Annotated in this window: 20 protein-coding genes and 1 tRNA gene; 11 read left to right on the top strand and 10 right to left on the bottom strand. The window is 68.9% G+C overall.

Going from position 1 to position 21,950, the window contains the following annotated elements:
* Positions 1-68 precede the first annotated feature (68 nt).
* The 7 genes from FDK12_RS02245 to FDK12_RS02270 all read left to right on the top strand — a co-directional run bounded on the left by FDK12_RS02245 (position 69) and on the right by FDK12_RS02270 (position 7,231).
* The gene (locus tag FDK12_RS02245; protein ID WP_137368009.1) at positions 69-1,520 is read left to right on the top strand and encodes a GuaB1 family IMP dehydrogenase-related protein; all 1,452 of its coding nucleotides are present in this window, start codon (positions 69-71) and stop codon (positions 1,518-1,520) included.
* Between the two features lie 82 nt (positions 1,521-1,602).
* Complete coding sequence (locus FDK12_RS15000; RefSeq protein ID WP_146070868.1) at positions 1,603-1,794, top strand: hypothetical protein; 192 nt, start codon at positions 1,603-1,605, stop codon at positions 1,792-1,794.
* A 2-nt stretch (positions 1,795-1,796) separates the two neighbouring features.
* On the top strand, positions 1,797-3,221 hold the full coding sequence (locus FDK12_RS02250) for a hemolysin family protein (protein WP_137368010.1): 1,425 nt from the start codon (positions 1,797-1,799) through the stop codon (positions 3,219-3,221).
* Complete coding sequence (locus FDK12_RS02255) at positions 3,218-4,306, top strand: hemolysin family protein (protein WP_137368011.1); 1,089 nt, start codon at positions 3,218-3,220, stop codon at positions 4,304-4,306. Before FDK12_RS02250 ends, FDK12_RS02255 begins: the two co-directional genes overlap by 4 nt.
* A 95-nt stretch (positions 4,307-4,401) precedes the next feature.
* Positions 4,402-5,457 (top strand): metal ABC transporter solute-binding protein, Zn/Mn family, encoded by a 1,056-nt coding sequence (locus FDK12_RS02260; RefSeq protein ID WP_137368012.1) that lies wholly within the window; start codon positions 4,402-4,404, stop codon positions 5,455-5,457.
* Between the two features lie 52 nt (positions 5,458-5,509).
* Positions 5,510-6,349 carry a metal ABC transporter ATP-binding protein gene (locus FDK12_RS02265; RefSeq protein WP_223263034.1) on the top strand — a complete coding sequence of 280 codons (840 nt, stop codon included), beginning with the start codon at positions 5,510-5,512 and terminating at the stop codon, positions 6,347-6,349.
* Positions 6,350-6,352: 3 nt separating this feature from the next.
* Positions 6,353-7,231, top strand: a complete 879-nt coding sequence (locus FDK12_RS02270; RefSeq protein WP_137368013.1) for a metal ABC transporter permease — start codon at positions 6,353-6,355, stop codon at positions 7,229-7,231.
* Between the two features lie 102 nt (positions 7,232-7,333).
* On the opposite strand, the gene FDK12_RS02275 is transcribed toward FDK12_RS02270, so the two are convergent.
* From FDK12_RS02275 to FDK12_RS02285, 3 genes are all read right to left on the bottom strand, one after another.
* Positions 7,334-7,873, bottom strand: a complete 540-nt coding sequence (locus FDK12_RS02275) for a MarR family winged helix-turn-helix transcriptional regulator (RefSeq protein ID WP_137368014.1) — start codon at positions 7,871-7,873, stop codon at positions 7,334-7,336.
* Positions 7,874-7,946: 73 nt separating this feature from the next.
* A complete protein-coding gene (locus tag FDK12_RS02280; RefSeq protein ID WP_137368015.1) occupies positions 7,947-8,495 on the bottom strand; it encodes a MarR family winged helix-turn-helix transcriptional regulator in 549 nt (182 codons plus the stop codon).
* 123 nt (positions 8,496-8,618) lie between these two features.
* A complete protein-coding gene (locus FDK12_RS02285; RefSeq protein ID WP_137368016.1) occupies positions 8,619-9,092 on the bottom strand; it encodes a Fur family transcriptional regulator in 474 nt (157 codons plus the stop codon).
* A gap of 90 nt (positions 9,093-9,182) precedes the next feature.
* Between FDK12_RS02285 and FDK12_RS02290 the strand changes: the two genes are divergently transcribed.
* A complete protein-coding gene (locus FDK12_RS02290; RefSeq protein ID WP_137368017.1) occupies positions 9,183-9,842 on the top strand; it encodes an MBL fold metallo-hydrolase in 660 nt (219 codons plus the stop codon).
* Positions 9,843-9,903: 61 nt separating this feature from the next.
* Here the strand turns inward: FDK12_RS02290 and FDK12_RS02295 are convergent, their stop codons facing one another.
* Complete coding sequence (locus FDK12_RS02295) at positions 9,904-10,995, bottom strand: PLP-dependent cysteine synthase family protein (RefSeq protein WP_137368018.1); 1,092 nt, start codon at positions 10,993-10,995, stop codon at positions 9,904-9,906.
* A gap of 150 nt (positions 10,996-11,145) precedes the next feature.
* Between FDK12_RS02295 and FDK12_RS02300 the strand changes: the two genes are divergently transcribed.
* The 3 genes from FDK12_RS02300 (at position 11,146) to FDK12_RS02310 (ending at position 13,295) form a co-directional block, all read left to right on the top strand.
* Positions 11,146-11,973 carry a sulfurtransferase gene (locus FDK12_RS02300; RefSeq protein WP_137368019.1) on the top strand — a complete coding sequence of 276 codons (828 nt, stop codon included), beginning with the start codon at positions 11,146-11,148 and terminating at the stop codon, positions 11,971-11,973.
* A 329-nt stretch (positions 11,974-12,302) separates the two neighbouring features.
* A complete protein-coding gene (locus tag FDK12_RS02305) occupies positions 12,303-12,728 on the top strand; it encodes an HIT family protein (protein ID WP_137368275.1) in 426 nt (141 codons plus the stop codon).
* 24 nt (positions 12,729-12,752) lie between these two features.
* Entirely contained in the window at positions 12,753-13,295 is a 543-nt protein-coding gene (locus FDK12_RS02310) for a hypothetical protein (protein WP_137368020.1), read from the top strand.
* 14 nt (positions 13,296-13,309) lie between these two features.
* Here the strand turns inward: FDK12_RS02310 and hrpA are convergent, their stop codons facing one another.
* The 6 genes from hrpA to FDK12_RS02340 all read right to left on the bottom strand — a co-directional run bounded on the left by hrpA (position 13,310) and on the right by FDK12_RS02340 (position 21,710).
* Positions 13,310-17,344 carry an ATP-dependent RNA helicase HrpA gene (hrpA, locus tag FDK12_RS02315; protein ID WP_223263035.1) on the bottom strand — a complete coding sequence of 1,345 codons (4,035 nt, stop codon included), beginning with the start codon at positions 17,342-17,344 and terminating at the stop codon, positions 13,310-13,312.
* Between the two features lie 46 nt (positions 17,345-17,390).
* On the bottom strand, positions 17,391-18,407 hold the full coding sequence (locus tag FDK12_RS15160; RefSeq protein WP_137368021.1) for a helix-turn-helix transcriptional regulator: 1,017 nt from the start codon (positions 18,405-18,407) through the stop codon (positions 17,391-17,393).
* A 133-nt stretch (positions 18,408-18,540) separates the two neighbouring features.
* A tRNA-Arg gene (locus tag FDK12_RS02325) sits at positions 18,541-18,616 on the bottom strand.
* A 127-nt stretch (positions 18,617-18,743) separates the two neighbouring features.
* Positions 18,744-20,255: an FAD-dependent oxidoreductase gene (locus tag FDK12_RS02330; RefSeq protein WP_137368022.1), complete on the bottom strand. Its 1,512-nt coding sequence runs from the start codon at positions 20,253-20,255 to the stop codon at positions 18,744-18,746.
* On the bottom strand, positions 20,252-21,112 hold the full coding sequence (locus FDK12_RS02335; protein ID WP_137368023.1) for an FAD:protein FMN transferase: 861 nt from the start codon (positions 21,110-21,112) through the stop codon (positions 20,252-20,254). The genes FDK12_RS02330 and FDK12_RS02335 overlap by 4 nt, the downstream gene beginning before the upstream one ends.
* Before the next feature lie 10 nt (positions 21,113-21,122).
* Positions 21,123-21,710, bottom strand: a complete 588-nt coding sequence (locus FDK12_RS02340) for an FMN-binding protein (protein ID WP_223263036.1) — start codon at positions 21,708-21,710, stop codon at positions 21,123-21,125.
* Positions 21,711-21,950: the final 240 nt, after the last annotated feature.

Raw genomic sequence — 21,950 nt, forward strand, 5'->3', positions numbered from 1 at the left:
GCGGCCGAGGGTGCGAGGCACTAGACTCTTTGCGGCCGTTGCACGCGGTCGCCACAACAGGGAGAACCATGCGCTTCATCAACCCGCCCACCACCGATCTCACCTATTCGGACGTCTTCCTCGTACCGTCCGCATCGGAGGTCATCTCCCGATTCGATGTGGACCTCTCGTCCGACGACGGCACGGGCACCACGATCCCGCTCGTCGTGGCCAACATGACGGCCGTCACCGGACGCCGCATGGTCGAGACGGTTGCGCGGCGCGGCGGCATCGGCGTCCTGCCGCAGGACGTGCCGGTCGAGGTCATCGCCGAGGTCACGTCGTGGGTCAAGGATCGCCACCCGGTCTTCGAGACGCCGCTGAAACTGCAGCCGGGCAACACGGTGATCGACGCGCTCCACCTCATGCACAAGCGTGCCCACGGTGCGGTGCTCGTCGTCGACGACGCGGGGGCATGCGTCGGCGTGGTTCACGCGGCCGACTGCGAGGAGGTGGACCGGTTCGCCTCCCTCGAGTCGGTGATGCGGCCTGCGCCCGCGGCCTTCGAGGCCTCACTGTTCGACGAGGATCCCGCCACTGCGCTGCAGAAGGCCTTCGAGGACCTCGACGGCGCGCGCGTGTCGCTGGCGCCGGTCGTGCGCGACGGGGTGCTCCAGGGTGTCATCACCCGGACGGGTGCGCTCCGGTCCACCATCTACGATCCCGCGCTGGACGCCGCCGGCAGGCTTCGCGTGGCGGCCGCCGTCGGCATCAACGGTGACGTCGGGGCGAAGGCCGCGGCGCTGCTCGAGGCCGGTGTCGACGTCCTCGTCGTCGACACCGCACACGGCCACCAGAGGAAGATGCTGGACGCCCTCGCCGTCGTGCGCGGCCTCGACCCCAAGGTCCCCATCGTCGCGGGCAACGTGGTCAGCGCGGACGGCGTCCGCGACCTCGTCGCCGCGGGTGCCTCGATCATCAAGGTGGGCGTGGGACCCGGTGCCATGTGCACGACGCGCATGATGACGGCCGTGGGCCGCCCGCAGTTCTCCGCCGTCCACGAGTGCGCCCAGGCCGCTGCGGAGCTCGGCGCACACGTCTGGGCCGACGGCGGTGTGCGCTATCCCCGGGACGTCGCCCTCGCCTTGGCGGCGGGTGCGAGCCAGGTCATGATCGGCTCCTGGTTCGCCGGGACCTACGAGAGCCCGGGCGACCTCCAGACCGACAGCAACGGGCGGCGCTACAAGGAGAGCTTCGGGATGGCGTCGGCGCGTGCGGTGCAGAACCGCACACGGCGCGACGACGTCTTCGCGCGCGCTCGCAAGGGCCTGTTCGAGGAAGGCATCTCGACATCGAAGATGTACCTCGATCCTGCCCGTCCGGGTGTGGAGGACCTCCTCGACATGATCACGGCAGGCGTCCGCAGCTCGATGACCTACGCAGGTGCGGCGTCACTCGCCGAGTTCCGCGAGCGCGCGCTGGTCGGCGTGCAGTCGGCAGCAGGCTACGAGGAAGGCCGGCCTCTCCAGCAGAGCTGGTAGGCACGGCCCGTCCGGGCTTCCATGCGCCGTCGGCGGAATTCCTGTGCCGCGGGCGCTGCCAAGCCGATAGACTGGTCTCCTTATGGACAGTCCTTCTAGGGGCCGGCTCGACGCCGGCGCACCCTCTCCTCTTGCCCATCCGCTGCCCGGTGCCGACGCCCCGGCCGATGTCGGTTCCGACCAGGACGCAGCATCCCTCCAGTCCGACGCCGCGGACCCCCTTAGACGCGGACCGCTGCACACCCGCCCAGGCGTTGCCGAGGAGGGGATGTAGCGGTGGAATGGATCTACCTCGTCGCAGGCCTGCTCCTCGTGCTCGGTACGGGGTTCTTCGTGGCCGTCGAATTCGCGCTCGTCGCGCTGGACCAGACGTACGTCCAACGAGCGGTGGACGAGGGCGACACCAGGGCCGAGCCGCTGCTGCGGTGCCTGAAGTCGCTCTCGACGCAACTCTCGAGCTGCCAGCTCGGCATCACCCTGACCACGCTGCTCACGGGTTACGTCATGGAGCCGTCCGTCGGACGCCTCCTGGAGGCGCCCCTGACCGCGCTCGGTCTCTCCGAAGCCCTCGTCGCCTCGGCATCGATCATCATCGCGATGATCCTGGCCACGCTGTTGTCCATGCTCATCGGCGAGCTCGTGCCGAAGAACCTGAGCATCGCCCTGCCCTTCCAGGTGGGAAAGGCGCTGGCCCGGCCGCAGCTCCTCTTCACGGCAGTGTTCAAGCCGGCCATCATCGTGCTCAACGGGTTCTCCAATCGGGTCCTCAACGTCTTCGGGCTCGAGGCGAAGGAGGAGATCTCCGGAGCGCGGACGCCCTCCGAGCTCTCGTCCCTCGTGCGGCGCTCCGCAGAGATGGGCACCCTGGACCAGGGCACGGCGAACTTCCTGGCCCGGACGTTCAGCTTCTCCGAGCGGACCGCGGCCGACGTCATGACCCCGCGCATCCGTATGGAGGTCATCGACTCGGACCAGACCGTTGCCGACGTCGTGGAAGCCGCGCGACGGACGGGTTACTCGCGCTTCCCGCTGATCGGTGACTCCGCGGATGACATCCGCGGCGTGGTCCACGTGAAGAAGGCCGTCGCGGTTCCCCGCCACAAGCGGGCCGAACTGCCGGCCGGCACCATCATGACCGATGTGCTGCGCGTTCCCGAGACCGTCCACCTGGACTCCCTGTTGAGCGAACTGCGGGAGGCGAACCTCCAACTCGCCGTCGTGCTCGATGAGTACGGCGGAACCGCCGGTGTGGCCACTCTCGAGGACCTCGTCGAGGAGATCGTCGGCGAGGTCAAGGATGAACACGACAAAGTGAAACCCGGCGTCCTGCAGAGTGCGGCGGGCGACTGGTTCTTCCCGGGGCTCATGCGTCCGGACGAGGTCACGGTGCAGATCCCCGGGCTCGTGGTGCCGGACGAAGCAGGCTACGAGACGGTCGCCGGATTCATCATGGCCGAGCTCGGCCGGGTCGCCGTGCCGGGCGACGAGGTCGACGTGCCCGCCGGGACCCTTCTGGTCGAGCGGATGGACGGCCGACGAATCGACCGCGTCCGGTTCAGGCCCGCTCCGGCCGCGGCTGCCGACACGACGCAGGAGGCCGTTGTTCCCGAGCACCAGAGTGTTCCCCAGGACCAGGGCGTGCGTGAAGCGGCCAGACCCGCGCTCGCGGGCACCACCGCAGGACGGAAGGACAACCGATGAGCGACTGGGCGGGAATTCTCTGGCTGGTCATCCTCCTGATCGGCAATGCCTTCTTCGTCGCCTCGGAATTCGCCGTGATGTCGGCGCGCCGGAGTCAGATCGAGCCGCTGGCCGACGCGGGTTCGAAACGGGCGAAGACGACCATCTGGGCCATGGAGCACGTGTCCCTCATGCTCGCCTGCTCGCAGCTCGGGATCACCGTCTGCTCGCTCCTGATCCTGCAGGTCGCCGAACCGGCGATCCACCATCTGTTCGTGGTGCCCTTCGAGGCGGTCGGGGTGCCGGAGGGACTGGCGGACGGCGTCGCCTTCGCCCTCGCGCTCCTCCTGGTCACCTTCCTCCATGTCACCTTCGGAGAGATGGTGCCGAAGAACATCTCCGTCTCCGTTGCGGACAAGGCCGCACTCCTGCTGGCCCCGCCGCTCGTCATGATCGCGCGCATCGTGAATCCTGTCATCTCCTCGCTGAACTGGACCGCGAACCACATCCTGCGGGCGCTGAAGGTCGAGCCGAAGGACGAGGTGTCCTCGACCTACACGCTCGAGGAGGTGCAGTCGATCGTGGAGGAGTCCACGAAGAGCGGCCTCGTGGACGACGAGTCGGGTCTGATCACGGGCGCGCTCGAGTTCTCCGGGCAGACCGCGGAGACCACGATGGTGCCGCTCAACGAGCTCGTGACCGTCCGCACCGATGCGACGCCCGAGGAGTTCGAGCGTACTGTGGGGCGCACCGGGTTCTCGCGCTTCGTGATGGTGGACGACGACGGCAACCTGACGGGCTACATGCACCTGAAGGACATCATGTCCATGCCGCAGGCGATGTACCGGAGGCCGATCACGGAGAACAAGGTGCGAACGCTCGCGAACCTGTCGGTCGACGACGAGATCGAGGACGCGCTCACCGTCATGCAGCGGACCGGGTCCCACCTGGCGCGCGTCCTCGGCCCCGACGGTTCGACGCGCGGAGTCCTCTTCCTCGAGGACGTCATCGAGCAGCTGATCGGTGAGATCAGGGATGCGACACAGAACCAGGGAGCGCGGCGGACGGGCGAGGGAGTGAACGGAACCGAGACGCCGGTGGCCTGACGGGAGCAGGCCCGGGAGAATGCGAACCGTTCGCGTTTCGGATATGCTCGATGCGCTAACGTAAATAATTCTCATTAGGTCTGATCGAGGTCGTCATGCCCGTTGCTCGTCGTCTTGCCGTGCCCGCCCTGCTGGCCGTCTCCGCACTCTCCCTCGCCGCTTGCGGGGACGGTGGATCCCCGGCTTCGGGTGAGACGGGCACTGCGAGCGGCGAAGAGGCGATCACGATCGTGACCGCCACGAACGTGTACGGCGACATCGCAGCCACTGTAGGCGGGGACGACGTCGAGGTCACCTCGATCGTGAACAGCCTCAGCCAGGACCCGCACTCGTACGAGGCCACCGTGCAGGACAAGCTGTCCGTGTCGGAGGCCGATCTGGTGATCGAGAACGGCGGGGGATACGACACGTTCCTGGGTCGCCTTGCCGAGGAGACGGGCGTCGAGACCGTGCTCAGCGCCGTCGAACTGTCCGGCCTGGAAGCAGAGGCCGGCACCGAGGAGCACAGCGACGAGGCCGCGGCCGAGCACGGCGACGAGCCGACAGCCGAGCACGCCGACGAGCCGACGGGGGAGCACAGCGACGAGCCGACGGGGGAGCACGCCGACGAGGAGGGCCACGACCATGGCGCCTTCAACGAGCACGTCTGGTACGACCTGCCCGCCATGGCGACTCTCGCCGACGCCATCGCGGATGAGCTCGGCCGGTTGGACGAGGCCAATACAGATGAGTACCGCAGCCGTGCGGATGCCTTCACCGCTGAGCTTCAGTCGATCCAGGACCGGCTGGCGGCCCTTGCCTCCGAGGGGCCCGGCGGCAAGGTAGCGGTGACCGAGCCCGTGCCCGTGTACCTCCTCGAGGACGCAGGGCTCGAGAATGTCACGCCGGAGGAGTTCAGCGAGGCGATCGAGGAGGAGACGGACGTCCCGGTGGCGGCGCTCGAGGAGATGAAGGCGCTCGTCTCGGGGAAGACTCTCGCCTTCCTCGCCTACAACGACCAGACCGAGGGGGCGCAGACGGAAGCGGTGCGCTCCGCGGCTGACGCGGCGGGACTTCCGGTCCTCGACTTCACCGAGACCCTGCCCGACGGCGAGAACTACATTTCATGGATGACCGCCAACACGGATACCATCGAGGCTGCCCTGTCCTGAGGGTGCCGCCGCCCGCGGCACCTGAACCACGAGAGACTGGAAGCCCCGCCGCATGACTCCGACCTCGGCACGGCGTGATCCCTCCCCGGTCGGGGCGGGAGCCATGCCGGCCATCAGCCTGCGTGGGGCAGCACTGTCCTTCGGCAGCCGCACGCTGTGGGAAGGCCTCGACCTCGACATCATGCCCGGTGAATTCTTCGCCGTGCTGGGACCGAACGGGTCGGGGAAGACGAGTTTCCTCAAGGTACTCCTGGGGTTGCAGCCCCTCGACGCCGGTACCGCGTCGATCGACGGCAGGCCCATCACGCGCGGCAGCCGCACCCTCGGCTACATCCCCCAGCAGAAATCCTTCCCCCCGGAGACGCCACTTCGCGCCCGCGATCTCGTCGGCCTGGGAGTGGACGGGCACCGCTGGGGACTGCGTGTGCGCAGCCGGGACTACAACGAGCGCGTGGACGCCCTCCTGCGGGACGTGGGGGCCTCGTCGTACGCGGATGCTCCGGTGGGGCTCCTGTCCGGCGGCGAGCAACAGCGGCTGCGGGCCGCCCAGGCGCTGGCCACCGACCCGACGGTGCTCCTGTGCGACGAACCGCTGCTGTCGCTCGACCTGCTCCACCAGCAGGCGGTGAGCGCACTCATCAACCGCCAGTGCCACGAGAAGAACAGTGCCGTCGTCTTCGTCACCCACGAGATCAACCCGGTCATCGACTACGTGGACCGGGTCCTCTACCTCGCCGACGGCCGATTCCGTGTGGGCTCGCCGTCGGAGGTCATGACGAGCGAGGTGCTCTCCGACCTCTACGCGAGTCCGGTGGAGGTCCTGCGCAGCAACGGGCGGATCGTCGTCGTCGGACTGCCCGATGCCACTACCCACCACCACGAGAGCGTGTAGGCCATGGATTTCCAGGAGATCTTCGGCGCCATCTTCACCTTCGACAACTACGCCCAACTGCTGCCCCTCGTGCGCAATTCGCTGATCGCGGGAGCGGTCCTGGGACTGCTCGGCGGGCTGATCGGGACCTTCGTCATGATGCGCGACCTCGCTTTCGCGGTCCACGGGATCGCCGAGCTGTCCTTCGCAGGCGCTGCCTTCGCGTTGCTCGTCGGAGCGAACGTCGTCGCCGGATCACTGGTGGGTTCCGTCCTGGCCGCACTAGTTCTCGGCCTCATGGGCATACGTGCCCGGGACCGGAACTCGATCATCGGCGTCGTGATGCCCTTCGGGCTGGGTCTGGGCATCCTGTTCCTCGCACTGTACGAAGGTCGCGCGGCCAACAAGTTCGGTCTGCTCACCGGTCAGATCGTCTCGGTCGACGACGTCCAGCTGAACCTGCTCGTCGGATGCGCCGTCGTCGTCATCGTCGCTCTGGCCGCGATCTGGCGCCCGCTCACCTTCGCCAGCGCCGACGCAGATCTCGCGGAGGCGCGCGGCGTGCCCGTGCGGGGGCTCTCGATCCTCTTCATGGTGTTGCTGGGCATCTCGGTGGCGCTGTCCATCCAGGTCGTCGGAGCGCTCCTGGTGCTCGCCCTGCTCATCACACCGGCTGCGGCCGCACTGAAGGTGACCTCGGCGCCCGGGCTCGTGGTGTTGCTCAGCGTGGCGTTCGCCTGCACGGCCGTGGTCGGGGGCATCCTGCTCGCGCTCGGCGGCCGCATACCGATCAGTCCCTACGTGACCACGATCTCGTTCGCGATCTATCTCGCCTGTCGTCTGCTGGGGTCGCGCCGGGCAGTGCGCCGCGCCCGTCCTGCGGAACCGGCAGTCGTCGCCTGACCGAGGCAACGGCGATGACCGCCTGACCCGGGTAGCGGCACAGGCTGTGCGGTTCGAGAGTCGTCCGGTCGTCGCGGTCCGTCCCTGCGGTCCGTGCCGGCGTCAGGGGTGCTGCGGCCGGTCCGGCTGTCCTACGGCATCGGAGATGGCCTGCTCCATACTGCGCAGGAAGCGTGTCACCGTCTCGGTCTCCTCGCTCGTCAGGTTGTCTGCGGCAGCCAGGACGCCGCGCTTCTCGACGTCGAAGGCAGACCTGAACTCCTCCGTGGCCTTGTCGCCGGGCTCGAGGATGACCGCACGGCGATCGACGGGGTGCCGGCGCCTGCGGATGAAGCCGGCCCTCTCCAGGCGGTCGATGACGAGGGTCGTGGAGGCGCTGGAGATCCCGAGGGCGAGTGCCAGGTCCTTCGGGCTGGCGCCCTGATCCCGATGCCAGACGCCGAGGAGGTAACGAAGGGCTCCGAGATCTGTCTCGTTGATGTTGAGGCGTTGACTCAGCCGCCGTCGGAGTCCGCTCTCCACCTCGCGATAGGCTCTCAATGCATTGAGGACATCGACGCCCGTTGCAACCTCATCGGATGCGCCTTCGGCGGATGGCGGATACCAGTAACCTGCTCCCTGCCGTGCGTCCGAAGATTCCATGCCTACAGTTTAGACCAACTAGTAGTCAATCTTTCTAGGTAAGAGCGCACATCATTCCGCCCACGGGGGCAGTTCAGGTAGCGGACATGCCGGATGCAGGACGGGGGGCGTCGAGATCGGCCATCGCGCTCCCGAGGGCGGCGAGGAACCGTCGCACGGTCAGCCTTTCCTGCGGCGAGAGTTCCGTGGCGATGGCCAGCATGCGTTCGTGCATGGGACCCATCGTCGAGCGCACTTCCCCGTCGGTCGTCGCGGTGGGCCAGATCTCGATCGAGCGCCCGTCGCTGCCTTTCCGACGCCGCTCCGCGTGTCCGCTCTTCTCGAGCCGGTCGATCAGGACCGTCGTCGCCGCGGTCGAGATGTCGAGCTCGCGGGCCAGCGCGGCGGCGGTCAGCGGCTGCCCGATCTGGCTGGCATGCAGCATGAGACGCAGCGCCGTCATGTCCGTCCTGCCGAGGTGCATCGAAGCCCTGCTCTGGCCACGCATGAACCTCTCCGCGTTGCGATAGCGGCGCACGGCGTCCACCAGCTCGTCGAGCCGGCCCTCGCCCAACCGGGCCTCGTCGGAGCCCGCCACAGGGGACGGCGCGCCGGAGGGGGTGGTGCTGTCGTGGAGGCTCACGTTCCCAGCCTAATCGACGGCGCCGACACCATCAGGGCCTGACGTCCATGCCGGCACCGTGCGCGGACCCTGCCCGGCAGCGGTACCCTTTGTCATCATCCGTAGCCTCGGGACGCCGAGGCGTCAGGACCGTGCAGCCGGCGCCGAGCACTCCGGGCAGAGGCCCTGGATCTCGACCGTATGTGCGGCGTCGGTGAAGCCGTGCTCCGCTGCTACGCGTGCCGCCCACTGCTCCACCGCGGGCGCCTCGATCTCCACCGCCCTGCCGCAGTTCCTGCACAGCAGGTGGTGGTGGTGGTGTTCGACGGCGCAGCGCCGGTAGACCGCCTCGTTGTCCCCGTTGCGCAGGACGTCGACGAGACCGTCATCCGCCATCGACTGGAGGATGCGGTAGGCGGTTGCGAGCGAGACGGATTCCCCGCGGTCGTGCAGGACCCTGTGGAGCTCCTGGGTGCTGACGAAATCGTCGAGCTCGTCGAGCGCCGCGCTGATTGCCCGCCGTTGGCGCGTCACGCGCTGTTCCGACCCTTTGCGGACCGACTGGGCGGCCCCTGCGCCGGCTGTCGGCACTGCTTCGGATGTGACCTCAGGCGTCATGTCATACCCTTTCCGCGGGCACTCGGGTGTCACTGGGGCGTGCTCGGCCAGAGTCAAGATTATCAGCGGTGCCGACGGTAGTCTGTGCGCATGCTGCTGACGAAGTTCTCCCATTCCTGCGTGCGGCTTGAGCGGGACGGCTCGGTGCTGGTACTGGACCCGGGCACGTTCTCGGAAGTCGAGGAGGCGCTCGACGGCGCCGATGCCGTCCTCGTCACGCACGAGCACCCCGATCACGTCGACGTCGACCGCGTGGCGGCCGTGCTGGCGGCGGATACGTCCATCGAGCTGTGGGCGCCGCAGGGCGTGGCCGACGTCATGGCGGCACGACTGGGCGACAGATCGGCTGGGCGGATCCACGCAGTGGGCGGCCGCGAGGAGTTCTCGGCCGCGGGCTTCGATGTGCGGACGTTCGGTGGTCAGCACGCGCTGATCCACCCGCTGATCCCGATCGTGGCCAACGTGGGGTTCCTGATCGAGGGCAGTCTCTACCACCCCGGTGACTCCTTCATCGTCCCGGACGGAGCCGACGTCGGCACGGTTCTCGTTCCCGTGCACGCCCCGTGGTCGAAGCTCGCCGAGGTCGTTGACTTCGTGGCGTCCGTCCGGGCGCCCAGGGCATTCCAGATCCACGACGCTCTCCTGAACGACACCGGGCTCGGCATGGTCGAGGGCCACATCGAGCGTCTCGGATCGCGGTACGGCACGTCCTTCCGGCACCTGGCGGTCCGCGAGAGCGTCGTCGTCTGACCATCGGGCGTGCTCCTGGCGCAGGAGTGCGCCTGAAGCCCTGCAGGAGGTCGACGGAGCGTCAGCTCGTAGCGGTCGCGGGCCACACTCCCGTCGCGAAGAACTCCTCGAGGACCTCGCGCGGGCCCGAGGGGTCCAGGTCGCGGCGCGCGAGCCAGGCGTCGTCGTCGTAGGTCGCCGCGTACCGGTCACCCGAGTCGCACATGAGCGACACGACGCTGCCCGTGCGTCCGTCGGCGACCAGATCCGCGACGATCTGCCACACGCCCCACAGGTTCGTCCCGGTGGAGGGGCCCGCATGCAGCCCGGTGAGGGAGCGCAGGTGGCGGGCAGCAGCGACGGAGGCGGCGTCGGGCACCCGGATCATCGCATCGATCACGGACGGTACGAAGCTCGGTTCGAGCCGTGGCCGCCCGATGCCCTCGATGCGTGAGGGCCTGCCGGACGGGGACGACCCCGGCTTCGCCCATGCGGGATAGAACGCGGAGTGCTCGGGGTCGACGACGGCAAGGCGCGTGGGGTGCCGGTGGTACCGGAGATAGCGGCCGATCGTTGCACTCGTGCCCCCGGTTCCCGCCCCGACCACGATCCACTCCGGCAGGGGATGGGGTTCGAGCGCCAGCTGCTCGAAGATGGACTCGGCGATATTGTTGTTCCCTCGCCAGTCGGTCGCCCGCTCGGCGAAGGTGAACTGGTCCATGTAGTGCCCTCCCGTCTCCCTCGCCACCTCCTCGGCCGCGTCGTAGACCTCGGAGGCGTGGTCGACGAAACGGCAGGTCCCGCCGTACTGCTCGATCAAAGCGATCTTCTCCGGGCTGGTCGTCGCCGTCATGACGGCGACGAACGGCAGGCCGAGCAGCTGGGCGAAGTAGGCCTCGGAGACGGCCGTCGATCCGCTCGAGGCCTCGACGATGGTGGTTCCCTCGGTGATCCATCCGTTGACCAGTCCGAAGAGGAACAGCGACCGTGCAAGCCTGTGCTTGAGGCTGCCGGTGCGATGGGTGGACTCGTCCTTCAGATACACCTGCACGCCCCAGCGCGGCGGGAGGGGTACGGCGAAGAGGTGGGTGTCGGCCGACCGGTTCCCGTCCGCCTCGATGCGCCGCACGGCGTCGTCGGACCACGATCTGTCAGCGGCGGTGAACCTGGGCATCCCGTCAGCCTACAAGCAGGTCCCATGCCGACGAGCAGGAGTACCGGATCACTGCTTGGTGCGCGGACGGGGGTGTGGTGGACTGGCGTGCATCAGGACCGGGCGTGGTGACCACCACGTCCCGGTCGCCACTTCCGACAGGAGATCTCGATGAAGACTCTGATGGATGTGCAGGAACTGCAGGACCGGATGATCTCCGGCGCGCAGACGATCCTGCTCGATGTTCGCTGGGCCCTTGGCGATCCCCGAGGCCACGAGCACTACCGCGAAGCGCACATACCGGGTGCGGTCTACGTGGATCTCGAGACCCAGCTGTGCGCTCCAGGCGGACCCGGGCTCGGGCGGCATCCGCTCCCCGACGCCGACGCCCTGCAGGAGAGCGCGCGCCGGTGGGGTATCGACGACGGCGACACAGTGGTCGCCTACGACGACTCGGGCAACCTCGCTGCAGCACGCCTGTGGTGGCTGCTGCGCAACGCGGGCTTTCCCTCGGTCCGCCTGCTCGACGGCGGGCTCGCTGCCTGGCGCGCTGCGGGACTCGACACCGAGGGAGGGGAGGAGCGCCACTGCGTGGGCACCGTGCACCTGACCACCGGCCACATGCCCGCCGTCTCGATCTCCGATCTCGTCCAGCCGTCGACGGTCGACGTCGTCCTCGACGCCCGGGCAGGTGAGCGCTTCCGTGGCGAGCACGAGCCGATCGACCCACGGGCCGGTCACATTCCCGGAGCCGTGAGCGCGCCGACCTCGGAGAATCTCCTCCCCGACGGGCGCTTCCGATCACGCGACGAGCTCCGTCGCCGCTTCCGTGCCCTGGGTGCCGACCGTGGACGCGTCGCGGTGTACTGCGGTTCCGGTATCACCGCCGCGCACGAGATCGCGGCGCTCGACGTCGCCGGCATCGAGGCGTCGCTCTTCCCCGGCTCCTGGTCCCAGTGGTCGACGACGGACGGACTGCCCGTCGCGGTCGGCGCCTGACGACGGCGGTGCCGACGGCGGGTGCCGACGGCGGGTGCCGACGGCACCGCCGGTGCTGCGGCCTCCCCTCCTGCGATCCTCCGCTGGAGCCCTGCCGTGGCCGGGCCGGCCCTGCAGCAGCCGGGGTGCGCCCTGTCCAGGCCCTCCCGGGGTCCCCGCGAGGTTCCGCTGGTTCAAACGGGCTCCTGCTGGCTCGGCGGTCGAGGGCGCGGTAGCGTCGGGGGATGAACCCAGGACGCCCCGTACCGCCGCCGCTGCGCGGCGGAGCCGAGCTGCCTGCCGGTCGTACCGGCGGTGGCGTCCTTCCGGCTGCAACCCCAGGAGGTCCGTTGACGACGCTCTTCACCAGGATCATCAACGGCGAGGTGCCCGGGCGTTTCGTCTGGCAGGACGACGACGTCGTCGCGTTCCTCACGATCGCCCCGATCACTCCCGGTCACACGCTCGTGGTGCCGCGGCGGGAGATCGAGCACTGGCTCGAGGCAGACCAGGAGACGCTGACGAAGGTGATGGCCGTCGCGCAGACCGTCGGCCGCGCGCAGGAGGAGGCCTTCGGCGCGAAGCGCGTCGGAGTCCTCATCGAGGGATACGAGGTGCCCCACCTCCACGTGCACGTGTGGCCGACCCGGTCACCCGCGGACTTCGACGTCCGGCGGATCGACCCGGCGCCGGACCCCGCGGCGATGGACAGCTCGGCCGAGGCGCTGCGCGCCGCCCTGCGGACGGCGGGGCACGGCGCATACGTGCCCCGCTGAGCTGCTACCGCAGACTCTGCCCCGGTGCCACCTTCACGTCCCGTGGAAGTGATCGCCGCGATGCTGGCGGGAGGACACCCTAATTCGCTCGGGCGCACCGGCGAGGTCGTCGGCCTGGTGGTAGCCGATCGGTCCAGGCTGCAGGAACTCGTCGAGTGCTACCGGAGTGGGGATCCCGTGGTCCGTATGCGGACGTCCAGTGCGCTGAAACGCGTCGAGGCCGCGCACCACGCGTGGCTCGTCCCTCTGCTCGACGAACTGATCGACGACGTCGGCACACTGGACCAGCCATCGGCCCGATGGACGCTGGCAGAGCTCTTCCTCCGGCTGGGAGCGGACATGACGGCCGGCCAGCGGGACCGGGCCACGGCACTACTGAAGCGCAACCTGGAGCAGCAGACGGACTGGATCGTGCTGATCCGGACTATGGACACGCTGTTCCAATGGTCCGACGGCGACCCCGGACTCCGGACCTGGCTGCAGCCGCACCTCCGGCGGCTCGCGAACGATACGCGCCGGTCGGTCGCGCGGAGGGCACAGGAGCTCGCCGCCGTCGACACTCCGTGACGGGCGCCCTGCAGCTATCCCTGGCGCACGGTTGCCAGGGCCTCGCTGAGGGCGGTGCGCACGCGTTTCTCCGATACGGAGTAGGCCGTTCCCAGGTCCTGCGCGAACAGGCTGACCCTCAACTCCTCGAGCATCCAGCGCACCCGCCGCAGGGCGGCCGGACGGTGGCGACCAGCGGCGAGGGACGCGACGGCGTCGTCGTACTCGTCCTCCAGCCGCTGCACCACGGCCATGCCGAGGCTGTCACGCTGGACGTTCGTCGGAAGCTTCTCCAGCCTGATCTCGATGGCACGCAGGTACCGGGGAAGGTGGGCGAGCTGCGCATAGCCCGTCGCCGCGACGAAGCCCGGATAGACGAGGTGCTCGAGCTGGCTCCGGACGTCGTTGAGGGCCGAGATGAGCGGGAGGCTCGTGGTGCCCTTGAGCTGTTTCTGGATGCGACGGTTGCTCGCCAGCACCTTCTCCACCGTGGCGGTGACGGTGAACACCGTGTCGATGAGTTCGGCCCGGACCTCCTCGTACAGCGTGGTGAAGTCCTTCTCGGTCCACGGCAGTTCCTCCGGCACGAGCTTGTCGATCGCGGCCAGCGAGCAATCCCGGATCAGTTCGGCGACGCTGCCGTGGGGGTTCTGGCTGAAGGTGAGCTTCTCGGTGTTGCTGAGGTGCTCGAGGACATATTTCGCCGGACTCGGGATGCGCAGGGACAGCAGCCGGATGATGCCGGCCCGCATCACGGTGGCCTGCTCGCCCGCCGTCGGGAAGACCTTCAATCCGACGGAGGCGCCTTCGTCGACCACCGCGGGGAAGCCCGTGACACGGTGCCCGGCGACGGTGCGCGACACCTCGCGCTCGATGGTTCCGAAGACCCATGCCCTCTCGCCCGTCCGTTCCGCCACCGCGGGAGCCTCTGCCACCGCGACGCCTCCGCCGGACGAGGGACCGGCGGCCGAGCCTGCGGCAGCGGACTGGACGCTCGCGGTGACCCGACCGTCCCTGCCACCCGTCGTCGCGGGCCGCCCTGCAGGGCCGGTGCTACCCGCTGTGCGCCCGTTCCCGCGCCCGGCGCCTCCCGATGGCCTCGTGCTGCCCGGGGTGGCACCGAGTGACCGGGCGATAGCGCGGCTGACGGCGGGAGCCAGTGATTCCTTCAGCGCCTCGAGGTCACGGGACTCGTCCAGCACCCGGCCCTCGGCGTCGACGATCCGGAACATCATGAGCAGGTGCGGTGGAACGGCGGACCAGTTCCACGAGCCCGGCGGGATGATGTGTCCTCGCAGCCGCCGCAGCGCGAGTTCGAGTGACGCTTCGAGGTCGTCCTGTGCGGGATCGAAATCGGCCTCCAGCGCGGCGACCGCGCCCCGCGCGACATCGGGCGCGGGCACGAAATTCTTCCGCACCTGCTTCGGCAGGGACTTGATGAGGGCCGTGACGAGCTCCACGCGCTGCCCCGGTATCTGCCAGCGGAACGGCTTCGGCTCGAGCTGGTTCAGGAACAGGACGGGAATCGTCACCGTCACCCCGTCATGCGCTCCAGGCGTGAGGGGTGAGAATCCGTAGGTCAGCGGCAGTTCGAAGCCCGCTTGGTGCCACACGCTCGGGAACGCGGCCTCGTCGAGCTCCGCGGCGTCCTCGCTGAGGAGCTGCTCAGGATCGAAGTCGAGCAGGTCGGGCCGGTCCTGGCGCGCCTTCTTCCACCAGGAGTCGAAGTGCCGCTCGGACACGACGTCAGGGCCGATGCGCTGGTCGTAGAACTCGAACAGCGTCTCGTCGTCGACGCGGAGGTCGCGCCGTCGCAGGCGGTTCTCGAGTTCTTCCACCTCGGCGAGACGGGCCTGGTTGCGGCTGAAGAAGGTGTGGTGGGTTTTCCAGTCCCCCTCCACCAGGGCATGCCGGATGAACAGCTCGCGGGCGACCTCGCGGTCTATGCGGCCGTAGTTGGTGCGGCGCTGCGGCACGATCGGCACGCCGTAGAGGGTCACCTTCTCGTACGCCATGACCGAGCCCATCTTCCGGGACCAGTGGGGCTCGCTGTAGGTGCGCTTCACGAGGTGCGGTGCCACCTGCTCCGCCCACAGGGGGTCGATCCGGGCCACTACGCGTGCCCACAGGCGCGACGTCTCCACGAGTTCGGCGGCCATCACCCAGTCGGGTGACTTCTTGAAGAGCGCGGATCCGGGAAAGACGGCGAAGCGCGTCCCGCGGGCGCCGGCGTACTCGCGCTTGCGCTGGTCGTAGAGCCCGATATTGCTGAGCAGGCCGGCGAGCAGGCTGATGTGGATGGGGTCATGCAGTCCGACAGGATCCACGGGACCGGCGGGCAGGGTGATCCCGAGCGGCTTCGCGAGCTGGCGCAGCTGCTGGAACAGGTCCTGCCACTCCCTCACGCGGAGGTAGTTGATGAACTCCGTCCGGCACAGTTTCCGGAACTGCGTCGAGGAGAGTTCGTCCTGCTTCTCCTGGAGGTATCGCCACAGGTTCAGGTAGGCAGTGAAGTCGGAATTCTCGTCGACGAAGCGTTTGTGCTTCTCGGCTGCCTGCTGCTGCTTCGCGGGCTGGTCCGCGGAAGGGCGCTCGCGCGGATCCTGGATGGTCAGGGCGGCGGCGAGGACCATGACCTCCTTGACCGCCCCGCGCGTTCCCGCCTCGACGATCATGCGCCCGAGGCGCGGGTCCACAGGGAGCTGGGCGAGCTTGCGCCCGACGGCGGAGAGCCCACCGTCGTCCTTCAGTGCCCCCAACTCGCGCAGGAGGGCGACGCCGTCGTTGATCGCCTTGGTCTCCGGCGGTTCGAGGAAGGGGAAGTCCGCGATGTCCTTCGGCCCGCGCGTGACGCCCATCGCCGCCATCTGCAGGATGACCGCCGCCAGGCTGGTCCGCAGGATCTCGGGCTCCGTGAAGGGCCGCCGCGAAGCGAAGTCCTCTTCGGAGTAGAGGCGGATGGCGATGCCGTTGGAGACGCGTCCGCTGCGCCCCGACCGCTGGTTCGCGGATGCCTGCGAGACGCGCTCGATCGGCAGTCGCTGCACCTTGGTGCGGTGCGAGTACCGGGAGATACGTGCCGTGCCTGTGTCGATGACGTACTTGATGCCGGGGACGGTGAGCGAGGTCTCCGCGACGTTGGTTGCGAGCACGATCCTGCGATGGCTGCCGGTGGGACGGAAGACGCGGTGCTGCTCCTCGAGCGAGAGCCGGGCGAACAGGGGCAGGACCTCGGTGCCCCGCAGCCGCGCCGTGGACTGGATGCGGACGCGGAGCGCATCGGCGGCGTCGCGGATCTCGCGCTCTCCGGAGAAGAACACGAGGATGTCTCCGGGCGCCTCGAAGGAGAGCTCGTCCACGGCATCGCAGACGGCGTCGAGGGGGTCGCGCTCCTCCTCGAGTTCGCTCTCCGCGCCGCCGTCGCCGTCGTCGAGCCCGCCGGGGGGCTGGTCGAGCGGCCGGTACCGGACCTCCACCGGATAGGTCCGGCCCGACACCTCGATGATCGGTGCGGGCGAGGTCTCGGCCAGGGCGGCGTCGGCGGCGAAATGCGCCGCGAAGCGCTCGGGATCGATGGTGGCCGAGGTGATGACGACCTTCAGGTCCGGACGTTCCGGCAGGATGCGCTTGAGGTAGCCGAGGATGAAGTCGATGTTGAGGCTGCGTTCGTGGGCCTCGTCGATGATGATCGTGCTGTACTTGCGCAGCATCCGGTCGTGCTGGATCTCGGCGAGCAGGATGCCGTCCGTCATCAGCTTGATCTTCGTCTTCCGCCCCACCGAGCCGGTGAAGCGGACCTGGTAGCCGACCTCCTCGCCGAGGGGGACCTGCAGTTCCTCCGCGATGCGCTCGGCGACCGTGCGCGCGGCGAGGCGGCGGGGCTGGGTATGACCGATCAGCCCGTGCTCCGCGAGCCCGAGTTCGAGGCACATCTTGGGGATCTGCGTCGTCTTACCGGAGCCGGTCTCGCCGGCGATGATGGTGACCTGGTTGGCGGCGATCGCGGCCATGATGTCGGCCCGGCGGTCCGAGACGGGAAGATCCGCAGGGTAGGAGATTGTCAGTGCCATAGTTGCCTGCCAGTCTAGTTCCTCGCACCGGACGGCAGGCGGGCGTTCACCGAGGGCTGGAGTGCGCCCGCTCCGCGCCGTCGGACACGCCGGGTGTCGCGCTCGCCGTCGGGGCCGCGGCGGACCGGCGGAGCCGCTCGGCGACGACGACGGCACGCTCGCGCATCTCGGCGGGCTCCAGCACCTCGAAGTCGATGTCCCAGCTCGCCAGGTAGGCCAGCGGAAAATCGAGGGAGTCGAAACCGGCACGCAGCACCGTGTAGTCGCCGTCCGCCTCCAGCGTCCCTGTGCTCGACGGAACGCGGGTCTCCAGCTCGTGCACGGGCGCGTGGAACCGGATGACGGCGTCGTAGGAATAGGGCGAGCGCGTGATCGACTCCTGGACGTACGCTGCCAGGTCCGCGGCCGGCAGGGGACGCGGCACGAAGCGGTCCCGTGCCACGGGCACGCTCTGGCAGCGGTCGACGCGGAACGTCCTCCAGTCGTCGCGCGTGCGGTCGAAGGCGACCAGGTACCACCGCCGTCCCGTGTCCACGAGGCGGTACGGCTCGACGACGCGTCGCGACGACTCTCCGTCGTGGCGGTCGTAGCGGAAGGCGACACTGCGCCGTTCCGTGATGGCTGCCGAGAGGGCCGTGAGCACCTCGGGATTGACGGGGGTGCTGGCCGCGGCCATGCGCGTCACGGCGGAGCGCAGGCCCGAGAAGCGGGGCCGCAGTCGCGGCGGCAGGACCTGCTCGAGCTTCGTGAGAGCACGGACGGAGGCTTCACCGACGCCGGAGACCGGGCTGGCCGTGACCGCGGTGAGCCCGATCGCGACGGCGAGCGCCTCGTCGTCGTCGAGCAGGAGGGGAGGCAGCTGAGCGCCGGCGCCGAGCTGGTAGCCGCCGGCGACGCCGGGCGAGGCGTTGATCGGATAGCCGAGGGTCCGCAGCTTCCCGATGTCCCGGCGCACCGTGCGCTCCGTGACATCCATGCGCTGGGCCAGTGCCGGTCCGGTCCACTCGCGTCTCAGCTGCAGCAGCGACAGGAGTTGCAGCAGGCGCGCCGAGGTCTCGATCATGGGTCAACGGTACGACGACAGGAGGACAGGAGCTGTCCTCATCCTGGAGGGTTCCCGAAACTTCTGGCTGGTCCCCGGAACGCAGAACCGCCGTCGGCCTGATGGCCGACGGCGGTGGACTCTGCATGAGTCTTGGTGCCCTCGATAGGATTCGAACCTACGACCTTCTGCTCCGGAGGCAGACGCTCTATCCCCTGAGCTACGAAGGCAGACACGGGAACTCCCGTACCCGTAAGGGACTCATCGAGCTTAGCAGGTGCCGGAGAGGTCGGGAAAACGCGAGCGCACCACGGCTACACGACGACCGCACCGTCCCGGTATGTGCCGGGCCGGTCGTCAGTAGCCCAGGAAGGCGTCCGTCCGCACTCGCGAAACACCTGCCGTGCGAACCTCCGAGCGGAAGTTCCCGATGAACGAGGGCGATCCCGAGACGAGCACCTTGCGCTGCTTCAGGTCCGGTACGGCGGCGAGGAGCTTCTCCGCGGCTGGTCGCTCGCCTCCGTAGGTCCAGCCGTCCGGGAGCGACGGCAGGCCGTCCGCGGAGGGCATGAACACCACGACGCGCGTGCCCAGGTCGGTCAGTTCGTCGCGGAACGCGATCTCCTGCACGCTGCGGACCGCGTAGACGAGGACGACGTCTCGCTCCTCGCCCCGTGCGGCGAGTTCCCGGAGCTGGCTGATGAAGGGCGTGACGCCGATGCCCCCGGCGGCGAGCAGCAGCGGCACGGACGGATCGCGGGGCAGGGTGAAGTCGCCGCCGACGACGGTGCCGGTGATGCTCGCATCCTTCGGAAGCTCGAGGAGGGCCTTCTTGAAGGAGCTTCCCGTTTCCGTCGTCCTCAGTCCGAAGGTCACGGCGTCGGACTGCTGGGGCGCGGACGTGATGCTGAAGACCCTGCGGCTGCCCCGGCTGTCGGCACCACGGTGCGGCATGCTCAGTTCCATGTACTGGCCGGCTCGGAAACGCACGGGTTTCGCCGGCCTGAAGACGAGCTCCGTACTGGTCGGCGTGAGTTGGCGCGATCCGTCGAAGGACAACCGGACGCCCCGCCGCTGCCCCAGCAGGAAGGCCACCGCGTTGCCGATGACCAGCGCGAACTCCGGACCGAGGAAGACGGGTCCGATGGACACCTGCAGGGCGAAGACAGTGGCCACGATCGCGGCGAAGAGCCACTGCTGCCAGCGCAGGGGCGGGAGTGTCAGGGGTTCGGTCATCATGAAACCGAGCAGGAACAGGACGGGATAGGACGTGAGGACGAGCTGCAGGCCGGCCCCGGGGAGCATCCCGCCCTGCACGAGGTTGAACAGCAGGATGCCGAGGGCCACCACCAGGAACACCGCGGCCATGGAGAGCTTCCGCGTCCGGTAGAGGAGCAGGGCCGCACCGACGGCGACGACGGGCAGCATGTAGGCGTTGGCAACCCACCAGGCCGCCGCGCCGACGCCGAACAGGGTCGCGACGACGGCGCCGGTCGCCGCCGGATTGAAGATGTGCCGGCCCTTGAAGGCCAGGAGGAACTTCGATGCGCCGGCCGCGATACCGGCGACGAGGACGCCCCCCAGTCCGGCCGCTGTGCTCGACGGGAACATGATGAGGAACACGATCAGCCCCGTGATGAGGGAGGAGTCGCCGTGGGGGCGCAACCTCAGGATCAGGGCCATGAGCCGCGTCCCGATGATGGTTCCTCCGACCGCGGCGACGAGGGTGCCGCCGATCTCGGCCGGTGTGTAGGCGAGGAGTCCGGTCAGGGAGAGCACGAGCGCCTCGACGGTCAGCACCAGGAGCAGGATCAGCGTCAGGCGATACATGGTGATGCGGCCCAGCAGGCCGTCGAGTGCTGCGGTCATGAGAAAAGGGCTCCTGCAAGTGGGATGGAGAACCGGGCGCGTCCGTCCGAGTACATCAGGACGTAGTCGAAATCGAACGATCCTGCGAGCTCGACGGGGTCCGCGACGAACAGCGCGGTGCACAGTCCATCGGCGGTCATCGCGTCCTCGGCGAGGACCCACGAGGCGACGACGGTGTCGACGCAGCGGCCGGTCCGGGCGTCGAGGACATGGTGCAGGCCGTCGCCCCAGGTGCGGCGGTTCGAGGCGGACGCGCACAGTGCACCGGAGCCGAGGCCGACAGTACCGATGGCGGACGATGCGTCGTACGGATGCTCGAGCGCGACGGTGATGGATCCGTCCCCGATCCGCCGCATGTCACCACTGGCATCCACGATCACGTCCTGATGCCCGGCCGCGACGAGGCTCTCCACCATGAGGTCCACGAGCTGGCCCTTGCCCGCGGCACCGACGTCGAGGAGGGCCGGTTCGGCGAGGGTGACGCCGTCGGCCGTCCAGTCCAGGAGGTCGTCCCAGGCGCGGGCAGGGGATGGAGGTGCTGTGGGGACGAAGGAGTAGTCGGCGTCGTACCCCTGCGCCGCGAGGCGCTCGCCGACCAGGGGCGTGACCCCACCATCCGTGAGATCGTGCAGCGTACGCATGAGGGAGCCCAGCGCGGCCCCGTGGCGCGGCAGCGGGAGATGCCCTCCGGATTCCGCGAGCGCCGCGACGCCCGAATCCCGGCGGAAGCGCGAATAGAGCGTGTCGTACTCCTCGGCGAGTTGCAGGAGCTCGGTGCGCTGGCGCGGCAGCAGCGGCGCACGGCTGTCCACGCGCCAGTTCGTGCCGATCGCCTCGAAGCTGAATGAATCGGCCACGCCGGGACGCCTAGATCTGCGCTTCGCTCTTGATCTTGCCGGTCGCTTCGTTGAAGCCGCCGCTGGTCAGGGAGGAACCCGCCACCTTGTCGACAGCGAGCTCATCGAGCTTCTTCCCGACGATGGCGTCGGAGATACCGCCGGCAAATCGCTCCTGGTACATCGTGGTGGTCGGGTTGTCGGGCATCGGCTCGACCTCGACGGCGGTGACGACGTCGGCCTCGAGCGTGATCGTCACGCCCACTTCCTCCGGACCCGCGGGGGACTGGTAGGAGCCCGTCTGGGTGTAGGTACCGTCCGTGTAGGTCTGGTCGCCGGCGGCAGCCGCCGTGGGCGCAGGGTCGCTCGCCGCCGCGGACCCGCCGGGCGCCGCAGTCGCCGGTTCCTCAGTGGTCGCCGGTGCGGTCGTGGTGGCGCCGGTCGGGGCCTCGGCTGCCTGTGACCCGGACGCCGGGCTCTCGGCCTCCGCCCCGGCGCACCCCGCTGCCCCAAGGATCGAGACGGCGGCCAGGGCTGTCAGCACGCGCTTGTGCAGCGGGAACGCCGTTCGCGGGGCGAACGTCGTCGAGGGGGTCTCGGTCTGGCCTGTACTGGTCACTGTGTGCTCCTGGCGGATCGTCGGGTCGGGACCGGGCGGATGGTTCCGCACCGAAGGAGAAGGTTGAATCTACGACCGATCGTTCTGTCAGGTCCAACGTTCCATGACTGAATTCGTTTCCTCCGGCGGTATGGACTGTTGTTCGCGTCACTTCCCTTCTCCGGGGCGGGCGGGGCGACGGGCTTCCCGTTGCCCGCGTCACGAAATCCGGGGTGCCAGGGGCCGCGCCGCTATGCTTGA

The sequence above is a fragment of the Arthrobacter sp. NamB2 genome (genome assembly GCF_005281365.1).
Lineage (GTDB): Bacteria > Actinomycetota > Actinomycetes > Actinomycetales > Micrococcaceae > Arthrobacter_D.